Genomic DNA, 9757 nt, shown 5'->3' with positions numbered 1-9757 from the left:
GCGAAGCGCGGCTGCAGGAAGGGCGCCGGCACCAGGTTGCGCACGCACAGCACCGCGCTGGGCTTGGCCAGCGCGCCGCCGCCCTGGCTGCGGGTGATGTCGAACAGCGAGTGGTCGCCGAAGCTCTCCAGCAGCCTGGCGAAGTGCGTGGCGTCGAAGAAGAAGTTCAGCAGCTCGCTGGCGATGCCTTCGGGCTGCTCGGCCAGTTGTTCGGCGATGGCGGCAATCGCCTGCTGCAGCGCGGTGGCCAGCTCGTCGGGCACCTGGGCCAGGGTCTGGTAGTCGGCCGGCTGGGCGGCGGCCAGTGCGGCCCAGGTCTTGTGCAGCTTGTTCAACGCCCGCTTGGGCAGTCCGGTGGCTTCGCGCCGCACGGCTTGCAGCCGGGCCTGGTCCAGCTCGGCGGTGTACATGGCGCGGGCGCGGTCCACCAGGTTGTGCGCTTCGTCCACCAGCAGGCCCACGCGCCAGCCCTGCTGCAGCGCCAGCGCATGCAGCAGCGCACTGCCGTCGAAGTAATGGTTGTAGTCGGCCACCACCACGTCGGCCCAGCGCGCCAGCTCCTGCGCCAGGTAGTAGGGGCACACCGCATGCGCGGCGGCCAGCTCGCGCAGCGCCTCGCGCGGCAGCGGGCCGGCGGCCTGCACCGCGGCGGCGCGGGCGGCGGGCAGCCGGTCGTAAAAGCCGCGGGCCAGCGGGCAGCTGTCGCCATGGCAGGCCTTGTCGGGGTGCTCGCAGGCCTTGTCACGGGCGGTGATCTCGATCACCCGCAACGGCGCCGCGCCTTCGGCCTGCGCCAGCAGCTGCAAGGCATCGAGCGCCAGCTGCCGGCCCGAGCCCTTGGCGGTGAGGAAAAACAGCTTGTCCAGCCGCTGGCCGGGCGCCGCCTTGAGCAGCGGAAACAGCGTGCCCATGGTCTTGCCGATGCCGGTGGGCGCCTGCGCCAGCAGGCAGCGGCCGCGCACCGCGGCGCGGTACACGTTTTCGGCCAGCATGCGCTGGCCGCGGCGGAAGCTGCCATGCGGAAAGGCCAGCGCCTGCAGCGCGCCATCGCGGGCCGCGCGGTGGGCCTGCTCCTGCGCCGCCCAGTCGGCAAAGCGCTGCACCTGCAAGGCCATGAAGGCGGCCAGCGCCTCGGCCGTGTGCACTTCCACCAGCGGCGTTTCGGTCTGCTTGTCGACGTGGAAGTACACCAGCGCCAGCTCGATCTGCGCCAGGCCCTGCTGGCGGCACAGCAGCGCGCCATACACCTTGAGCTGCGCCCAGTGCAGCGCGCGGTGGTTGGCAGGAATGGCGTCGAACTCGCCGCGGTAGGTCTTGACCTCCTCCAGCCGGCCGCGGGCGGCATCGAAGCCGTCGGCACGGCCGCGCAGCAGCAGGCCGCCCAGCTCGGCCGACAGGCTCAGCTCGGCCTGCCAGCCGGCGCCGCGGCGCGCGGCCACGGTGGCATGGCCTTCAATGCCTTCCTGCGCGGTGGGCGAAGGGGTGAAGCGCAGGTCGAGGTCGCCTTCCTTGGCGGTGAACTCGCACATCGCGCGCACGGCGATGGGGTAGGGCGCGGCGGCAGCGTCCGGGGCAGCGTCGGTGGGAGACATCGGGGACGCCATGGCGCCGATGTTAGGCGCCGTCGTCCGGGCCGCGCCGCACCACGCCCAGCTTCAGGCCCAGCATGCCCAGCAGCCGGTTCATCGTCTGCACCGTGCCTTCGCTGCGTTCCTGCTCGATGTCCTGCACGGTGCGGTAGGCCACACCGGACAGCTGGGCCACTTCGGCGGTGGTCAGGCGCATGGTTTTTTTCAGGTGGCGCACGGCCTGGGCCAGCGTCCATTCAGGGTGGGCCAGCACGTCGTCGATGGCCTGCTGGCGCAAGGCCAGCTGGTCGGCCAGCGGCAGGGCGTTGTAGCGCTTGTCCATCGGGTTCAGGCCAGTCGGGTCAGGCTGTCGGCCTGCGCCAGCAGGGCGGGGCGCAGCAGTTGCAGCAGGGCGGGTTCCAGTCCCAGCGTCTCGCCGTCGTCGGCGATCTGGCGCAGCGGTGCTTCCATCGCGCGCAGGCCGTGCATCAGGGCGTCGCGGTTGATGCGGGGCGGTGGCGCTGCGCGTCGGCGGCGGCCGGCCGCCGGGGGCGCCGCGAGCGCACACACCTGGTCGATCACATGGCCCCAGTCGGGCCGGCCATCGTCGTTGCCTTCCCAGCGGATGCGGCGGGCGATGCCGTCGGGGTGCAGCAGCATGGGCGCGAAGTCGTACAGCGGCGTCAAGGTCACGTGGCCCGCAAAGTCGCGCTGCACCGCGGTGTTGCGGGCATGGTTGTCCTTGTTGCCCAGGGCCAGATTGGCCACGTCGCGCTTCAGGTATTCGATGAGTTCGGTTTGCGCATCGGTGCAGTGGCGCAGCAGCGCGGCGCACACCTGGTCGTGGCTGGGCACCGCGTCAAAGCCCGGCAGGCCGGTGAGGGTGGCGATGCTTTCCTGCGCCAGCCGCAGCACGCCGCCAGCTTGCACGCAGCGGTCGAAGCGGGGGATGAACAGTGCCCGCTGCTGCAGCACCAGCGGTGCATGCACCCGCAGGCCCAGCATCCGGGCCAGCGCCATGTAGGGCGCTTCATGCCGCAGGATGCTGGCCAGCTGCGCATCGGTGCCGCGGCCGAACTTGACGATGTAGTGCTGCCGCGCGCGCTCGTCGGGCAGGCTGTGGTCGAGGTACAGCAGGCCGTCTTCTGCACGCGTCAGCAGCACCTTGGGCCATTCGCCCTGCACGCCCGAAGAGCCCGCCACGAAAAGGCCGTGCGAAGCCAGGTACTCCGAGAACTCATGGCCGCGTTCGGCCACCTGCGCATCGGTGAAGCCCAGCGTGGGCCCCGGCTGTTGGGCCAGCCACGCGGCCGCCTCTTTGACCCGCAGGTGGCCGATGGGATGGCCGGCGCCCACCTGCAGCAGCCGCCAGTCGGCCGCCACGCCGGCGGTGGCCGGCAGGCCGATGCGGCGCAGCAGCTCCTGCCGGCCGAAGCCCTGGGGCAGCATGTCGATGAGGAACACCGGCCAGTGCGGCGCCTGCAGCGGCTCCAGCCCCACCGGCCAGCGGGCGCAGGCCGCATGGGCATCGGCCGCGCCAGTGTGCGCAAAGGCCCAATCGACCGCATAACCGCTGTAGCTGCGGGCGCGCCAGCCTTCGGCCTCGGCGCCTTGCAGGCTGATCTGCGCGACGTCGTGCCAGGCGCCGTCGGCATGCAGTTGCAAGGTGCAGCTCGTGCTCATAAGCACGAAATTCTATAAGAACAAGGGCCGATAGTGGTGGTATTAGTGTTGGATTTTCGTGCAGATGCGGCTCAGCGCAGCGGCAGCGACACCACCACCCGCGCCCCGCGCGGCTGCACACCTTCCATCCACACCTGGCCGCCCTGGCGTTCCACGATTTCCTTGACGATGGACAGGCCCAGGCCGCAGCCCTCGCCGTCTTCCACCACGCGCATGAAGCGCTCGAACACCCGCTCGCGGGCTTCGGGCGGCACGCCGGGGCCGTTGTCTTCCACTTCCAGCCGGGCACGGTCGCCGCGCTGCTGCACCCGCACCGTCACCTCGGCGCCGCGGCCGGCGTAGCGGATGGCGTTGTCGATCAGGTTGAGCACCGCTTCGCGCAGCAGCAGCGCATTGGCATGCACGCGCAGCGGCGGCGCGCCTTCGCCGGTGTCCACGCCCAGGTCCACGCCCGCCCGCAGCGCACGCGGCACCTGCTCGGCCACCAGCTCCTGCGCAAAGCGGCGCAGGTCCAGCTCGGTGCGGTCCTGCGCGATGCTGGCTTCCGGCTCTGCCCGGGCCAGCGTGAGCAGCTGGTTCACCAGGTGGGCGCTGCGGGTGGCGCTGGCATGCACCCGCTGCAGCCGGGCGCGCATCTCGGGGTCGGTGGCGCTTTGCAGGGCCAGCTCGGTCTGGCCCTTGAGGCCCGCCAGCGGCGTGCGCAGCTGGTGGGCCGCGTCGGCGGTGAAGCGCTTTTGCACCGCCACGCTGGCCCGCACCTCGGCCAGCAGCTGGTTGAGCGCGCCGGCCAGCGCATGCAGCTCCAGCGGCGCTTCCTGCAGCCGGATGGGCGCCAGGTCGTTGGGCGCGCGGCCTTCCACCTCGCGGCGCAGCCGGGTCAGCGGCGCCAGGCCGGCGCGGATGCCGGCCCAGACGATCATGGTCATCAGCGCGATCAGGCTGGACAGCGGCAGCAGCGTGTCGAACAGGATGTTGCGCGCCAGGTCTTCGCGGTTGGCGCTGCTGCGGGCCACCTGCACCAGCATGGTCTGCGGCGGCGCGTCGATGCCGCCGTAGCTGAGGTACAGCGCCGCCACCCGCACCCGCACCTCGGGCGCATAGGGCGCGTTGCTGGTGTGCATGGTGCCGTCGTAGAAGGTGGGCGTGTCCAGCGGCGGGTGGGCCACCGGGGGCGGCGGCGGCACCTTGTTGTTGCCAAGGATGAACTGGCCGGGCGGCGTGCTCACCGTGTACATCAGCTTGTCGGTGGGGTCGGCTTCCAGCACGTCTTGTGCAGCGCGCGGAAAGTCGATCAGCAACCCGTTGTCCAGCGGCTTGAGCTGGCGGGCCAGCGCCCGCGTGGCCTGCAGCAGGCTGGCGTCCACCGCGCGGTTGGCATAGCCCGCAGCCAGCCGGTAGGTGGCGGCGCCGCCGGCCAGCCACAGCACCAGCTGGGGCAGCACCAGCCACAGCAGCAACTGCCGGCTCAGGGAACGTTGGCTGAACATGCGGGGCGGTTCAGCGCGATTCGGCTTCCAGCAGGTAGCCCAGGCCGCGGATGGTGCGGATGGTCAGGCCCGAGCCCTCGAACTTGCGGCGCAGGCGGTGGATGTACACCTCGGTGGAGTTGCCGCTGCCGGTCGCCTCGCCGCCTTCGTTGCCCCAGGCCTGGGCGATCTGCTCCTTGGTCACCACCTTGTCGCGGTGGGTCACCAGCAGGTCCAGCAGCGTCCATTCGCGCGGGCTCAACTCCAGCGCCTGGCCGTCGATGCTGGCGCGGCGCGCTTCGCGCGACAGGCTCAGCCGGCCCATCTCCACCTCGGCCGCCGCAGCCGCCGGCTGGGTGCGGCGCAGCAGCGCGCGCAGCCGTGCTTCCAGCTCGGGGAAGTCGAAGGGCTTGGTGATGTAGTCGTCGGCGCCGGCATTGAGGCCCGCCACGCGGCTGTCCAGCCCGTCCATCGCGGTGAGCACCACCACCGGCAGCGTCGGCTTGGCGGCGCGCACGTGCTTGAGCACGGTCAGCCCGTCCATCATCGGCAGGCCCAGGTCCAGGATGGCCAGGTCGAAGGGCTGCTTGAGCAGCAGGTACTCGGCCACCGGGCCATTGGGTGCGTGCTGCACCTGAAAGCCGGCGCGCTCCAGTTGCGCCACCAGCGCATCGGCCAGCAGGGCGTCGTCTTCGGCAAGCAGCAGGTTCATGGTCGGGAGCTTAACGCGGTGTTAAGCCGGCGCCCATGGGGTGCTGCCCGGATGCGGCCGTGGTGGCGCCGCGGAGCTACAGAGGATCGGCCCGTCGTTAATCTGTCGTTAAGGGTTCACCCGGATGGAGGCCTCTCCGGCTGAACGTTAATCTTTCATTCATCCAAAGTTCAGCTTTGGATCCTCCGATCCGTGCGCGGCTCGGCCCATCCGCAACAACCACCACACGCCATGAGACAAGATCGTTCCGCTACCGCTCCCCGTTTTGCCCGCCGCCTGCTGGCGCTGGCCGCCACCGTCACGCTGGCCACCGCCGCCCAGGCCGGCGAGCTGGAAGTGCTGCACTACTGGACCAGCGGCGGCGAGGCCAAGGCCGCTTCGGCCCTGAAGGCCACGATGCAGCAGAAGGGCCACACCTGGAAGGACTTCGCGGTGGCCGGCGGCGGTGGCGACGCGGCGATGACGGTGCTGAAGTCGCGCGTGGTCTCGGGCAACGCCCCGGCCGCGGCACAGATCAAGGGCCCCTCCATCCAGGAATGGGCGCGTGAAGGCGTGCTGGCCAACATCGACGACGTGGCCAAGGCCGAGAACTGGGACAGCCTGCTGCCCAAGGCCGTGTCCGACGTGATGAAGTACAAGGGCAACTACGTGGCCGTGCCGGTGAACGTGCACCGCGTGAATTGGCTGTGGGCCAACCCGGAGGCGCTGAAGAAGGCCAACGCCAAGATGCCCACCAACTGGGACGAGTTCTTCACCACCGCCGAGGCGCTGAAGAAGGCCGGCATCATCCCCGTGGCCCACGGTGGCCAGGCCTGGCAGGACTTCACCACGTTCGAGAGCGTGGCCCTGGGCGTGGGCGGTGCCGACTTCTACAAGAAGGCCTTCGTGCAGCTGGACGCCGCCACGCTGAACGGCGCCACGATGGAGAAGGTGCTGACCACCTTCAAGAAGATCAAGGACTACACCGACAAGAACGCCAACGGCCGCGACTGGAACCTGGCCACCGCCATGGTCATCAAGGGCGAAGCCGGCATGCAGCTGATGGGCGACTGGGCCAAGGGCGAGTTCGTGGCCGCCGGCAAGGTGCCGGGCAAGGACTTCCTGTGCGCCGCCGCCCCGGGCACCGCCAACGCCTACACCTTCAACATCGACTCGTTCGCGATGTTCAAGGTCAAGGGTGACACCAAGGCCCAGAAGGACCTGGCCGCGGCCATCATGTCGCCCGACTTCCAGGAGCAGTTCAGCCTGAACAAGGGCTCGATCCCGGTGCGCCTGAACATGGACATGTCCAAGTTCGACGACTGCGCCAAGCTGTCCAGCAAGGACTTCGTCGAGACCGCCAAGACGGGCGCGCTGGTGCCCTCCATCGCCCACGGCATGGCCGTGCCACCCGCCGTCGAAGGCGCGATGAAGGACGTGGTCAGCCAGTTCTGGAACAGCGACCGCATGACCGCCAAGGACGCGATGGCCAAGCTGGCCTCGGCCGCCAAGACCAAGTAAGCGCAGCGCACGCACCGCCCCTTCCCGGGAACTTCCATGTCCGCACCTTCCCAGCTGCGCACGCCGTGGCTGCCACGGCTCGTCGTGGCGCCGAGCTTCCTGCTCGGTTTCCTGTTCATCTATGGGCTCATCGCGTGGAACGGCTACCTGTCGGTGTCCGAATCGCGCCTGCTGCCCAACTATGAGTTCGCCGGCCTCGACCAGTACCGGGCCCTGTTCGACAGCGAGCGTTTCCACGTCGCGCTGACCAACATGGCCATCTTCGGCGTGCTGTTCGTCGGCGGCGCGATGGCGCTGGGGTTGCTGCTGGCCATCCTGCTGGACCAGAAGGTGCGGGCCGAGGGTGCCTTGCGCACCATCTACCTGTACCCGATGGCGATCTCGTTCATCGTCACCGGCACGGCCTGGAAGTGGATGCTCAACCCGGGCCTGGGGCTGGAGAGCGTGGTGCGGCAATGGGGCTTCACCAGCTTCACCTTCGACTGGCTGGTGAACCCCGACAAGGCGATCTACTGCGTGGCCATCGCCGGCATCTGGCAGAGCGCCGGCTTCGTGATGGCGCTGTTCCTGGCGGGCTTGCGCGGCATCGACGACAGCATCATCAAGGCCGCCCAGGTGGACGGCGCCAGCCTGCCGCGCATCTACTGGCGCATCGTGGTGCCCAGCCTGCGGCCGGTGTTCTTCAGCACGTTGATGGTGGTCAGCCACCTGGCCATCAAGAGCTTCGACCTGGTGATGGCGCTGACCGCCGGTGGCCCGGGTTATGCCACCGACCTGCCCGCCACCTTCATGTATGCGATGGCGTTTACCCGCGGCCAGATCGGCCTGGGCGCCGCCAGCGCCACCGTGATGCTGGCCACCGTGGCCGCCATCGTGGTGCCTTACCTCTACAGCGAACTCCGGAGGCCGAAATGAGGGCCGCTCACGTCCACCGCCTGATCCTGTGGAGCCTGCTCATCCTGTTTGCGCTGTACTTCCTCACGCCGATGTACGTGATGGTGAGCACCTCGCTGAAGGACATGGAGCAGGTGCGCAACGGCAGCCTGCTGTCGCTGCCCACCAGCCCCTCCACCGAAGCCTGGGCCAAGGCCTGGAGCGGCGCCTGCACCGGCACCGACTGCAATGGCCTTAAGCCCTTCTTCCTGAACTCGCTGCTGCTGGTCATTCCGGCGGTGCTGGTGTCCAGCGCCATCGGCGCCATCAACGGCTACGTGCTGGCCAAGTGGCGTTTTCCGGGCAGCGAAACGATGTTCGCCTTCCTCCTCTTCGGCGTGTTCATGCCGATGCAGGTGGTGCTGCTGCCGATGAGCCAGGTGCTGGGCTGGCTGGGCATTGCCAGCAGCCTGTGGGGCCTGATCCTCATCCACGTGTTGGCCGGCATTCCGTCCACCACGCTGTTCTTCCGCAACTACTACGTCGGCCTGCCTGACGAACTGGTCAAGGCGGCCATGCTGGACGGCGCCTCGTTCTGGCAGATCTTCTTCCGCATCGTGCTGCCGCTGTCCACGCCGATCGTGGTGGTGACGCTGATCTGGCAGTTCACCAACATCTGGAACGACTTCCTGTACGGCGTGGTGTTCTCGGGTGCCGACAGCAAGCCGGTGACCGTGGGCCTGAACAACCTGGCCAACACCAGCAGCACGGTCAAGGAATACAACGTCGACATGGCCGCCGCGCTGATCGCGGCACTGCCCACGCTGTTTGTGTACGTGGTGGCGGGCAAGTACTTCGTGCGCGGCCTGACGGCCGGCGCAGTGAAAGGTTGATATGGGTGCGCTTTCGATCCGCCAGGTCCGCAAGACCTTCAACAACACGGTCCACATCCTCAAGGGCATCGACATCGAGATCGATCCCGGCGAGTTCCTGATCCTGGTCGGCCCTTCGGGCTGCGGCAAGAGCACGCTGCTGAGCATGATCGCCGGCCTGGACACGCCCACCTCGGGCAGCATCCACATCGGCGAGCGCGACGTCACCTACCTGCCCAGCAAGGACCGCGACATCGCGATGGTGTTCCAGAGCTACGCGCTCTACCCGAACATGAACGTGGCGCAGAACATCGCCTTCGGCCTGGAGATCCGCAAGGTGCCCAAGGCCCAGCGCGAAGAGACGGTGCAGCGCGTGGCCAAGATGCTGCAGCTGGGCCATCTGCTGGACCGCAAGCCGGGCCAGCTGTCGGGCGGCCAGCGGCAGCGCGTGGCCATGGGCCGGGCGCTGGCCCGCGACCCCAAGCTGTTCCTGTTCGACGAGCCGCTGTCCAACCTGGACGCCAAGCTGCGCGTGGAAATGCGCGCCGAGATCAAGCTGCTGCACCAGCGCACCCGCACCACCACCGTGTACGTGACGCACGACCAGGTGGAGGCGATGACGCTGGGCGACCGCATCGCGGTGATGAAGGACGGCGTGGTGCAGCAGTTCGGCACGCCCGAGGACATCTACGAACGGCCGGCCACGCGCTTCGTGGCCGAGTTCATCGGCTCACCGGCGATGAACATGGTGCAGGCCCGCCAGGGCGGCGCGGGCGATGCGGGCGTGGTGGCCCAGGGCGTGACCCTGGCCACGCATGAAGGCCAGCGCGCGGGGCTGGCCCAGGCCGGCAGCGAGCTGATCTACGGCCTGCGGCCCGAGAACATCTCGCTGGCCGACAGCGGCCTGCCCGGCACGCTGTCGCTGATAGAGCCCACCGGCCCCGAGACCTACGCCACGGTGGACACCCAGGCCGGCCCGCTGACGATCCGCGTGCCCGGCAACCTGCGCGCACGCGTGGGCGATGCGGTGCACCTGCGCTGGGATGCGGCGCATGCGCATCTGTTTGATGCGAAGACGGAGCT

Annotated in this window: 9 protein-coding genes; 4 read left to right on the top strand and 5 right to left on the bottom strand. The window is 69.1% G+C overall.

All coding sequences use genetic code 11. From position 1 onward, the window contains the following. From ABNT58_RS09770 to ABNT58_RS09750, 5 genes are all read right to left on the bottom strand, one after another. Window positions 1-1592: ATP-dependent DNA helicase (locus tag ABNT58_RS09770; protein ID WP_348753296.1), on the bottom strand; the 1592-nt coding region annotated here is incomplete at its 3' end. A gap of 22 nt (window positions 1593-1614) precedes the next feature. Next, complete coding sequence (locus tag ABNT58_RS09765) at window positions 1615-1911, bottom strand: helix-turn-helix transcriptional regulator (RefSeq protein ID WP_348753295.1); 297 nt, start codon at window positions 1909-1911, stop codon at window positions 1615-1617. A 5-nt stretch (window positions 1912-1916) separates the two neighbouring features. Beyond that, window positions 1917-3251 carry a HipA domain-containing protein gene (locus ABNT58_RS09760; RefSeq protein WP_348753294.1) on the bottom strand — a complete coding sequence of 445 codons (1335 nt, stop codon included), beginning with the start codon at window positions 3249-3251 and terminating at the stop codon, window positions 1917-1919. Window positions 3252-3322: 71 nt separating this feature from the next. Then, window positions 3323-4738, bottom strand: coding sequence for a sensor histidine kinase N-terminal domain-containing protein (locus ABNT58_RS09755; RefSeq protein ID WP_348753293.1), 1416 nt, complete (start codon window positions 4736-4738; stop codon window positions 3323-3325). A 10-nt stretch (window positions 4739-4748) separates the two neighbouring features. Beyond that, entirely contained in the window at window positions 4749-5429 is a 681-nt protein-coding gene (locus tag ABNT58_RS09750; RefSeq protein WP_348753292.1) for a response regulator transcription factor, read from the bottom strand. Window positions 5430-5660: 231 nt separating this feature from the next. Between ABNT58_RS09750 and ABNT58_RS09745 the strand changes: the two genes are divergently transcribed. From ABNT58_RS09745 to ugpC, 4 genes are all read left to right on the top strand, one after another. Further along, complete coding sequence (locus ABNT58_RS09745; RefSeq protein ID WP_348753291.1) at window positions 5661-6929, top strand: ABC transporter substrate-binding protein; 1269 nt, start codon at window positions 5661-5663, stop codon at window positions 6927-6929. A 36-nt stretch (window positions 6930-6965) separates the two neighbouring features. Then, window positions 6966-7844, top strand: coding sequence for a sugar ABC transporter permease (locus tag ABNT58_RS09740; protein ID WP_250197259.1), 879 nt, complete (start codon window positions 6966-6968; stop codon window positions 7842-7844). Further along, window positions 7841-8695 (top strand): carbohydrate ABC transporter permease, encoded by an 855-nt coding sequence (locus tag ABNT58_RS09735; RefSeq protein WP_348753290.1) that lies wholly within the window; start codon window positions 7841-7843, stop codon window positions 8693-8695. The genes ABNT58_RS09740 and ABNT58_RS09735 overlap by 4 nt, the downstream gene beginning before the upstream one ends. 1 nt (window position 8696) lies before the next feature. Beyond that, window positions 8697-9757, top strand: a 1061-nt coding sequence (ugpC, locus tag ABNT58_RS09730) for a sn-glycerol-3-phosphate ABC transporter ATP-binding protein UgpC (RefSeq protein ID WP_348753289.1), incomplete at its 3' end; no start/stop codon positions are given.

The organism is uncultured Aquincola sp. (assembly GCF_964001545.1).
Classification (GTDB): Bacteria; Pseudomonadota; Gammaproteobacteria; order Burkholderiales; family Burkholderiaceae_C; genus Aquincola.
Note: the sequence above shows the minus strand (reverse complement) of the source record. Positions and strands in the feature narration are given on the sequence as shown.

Coding starts and splice junctions, on each gene's coding strand:
- ABNT58_RS09765 (WP_348753295.1), bottom strand. CDS start 1,911: ATGGACAAGCGCTACAACGCCCTGCCGCTGGCCGACCAGCTGGCCTTG.
- ABNT58_RS09760 (WP_348753294.1), bottom strand. CDS start 3,251: ATGAGCACGAGCTGCACCTTGCAACTGCATGCCGACGGCGCCTGGCAC.
- ABNT58_RS09755 (WP_348753293.1), bottom strand. CDS start 4,738: ATGTTCAGCCAACGTTCCCTGAGCCGGCAGTTGCTGCTGTGGCTGGTG.
- ABNT58_RS09750 (WP_348753292.1), bottom strand. CDS start 5,429: ATGAACCTGCTGCTTGCCGAAGACGACGCCCTGCTGGCCGATGCGCTG.
- ABNT58_RS09745 (WP_348753291.1), top strand. CDS start 5,661: ATGAGACAAGATCGTTCCGCTACCGCTCCCCGTTTTGCCCGCCGCCTG.
- ABNT58_RS09740 (WP_250197259.1), top strand. CDS start 6,966: ATGTCCGCACCTTCCCAGCTGCGCACGCCGTGGCTGCCACGGCTCGTC.
- ABNT58_RS09735 (WP_348753290.1), top strand. CDS start 7,841: ATGAGGGCCGCTCACGTCCACCGCCTGATCCTGTGGAGCCTGCTCATC.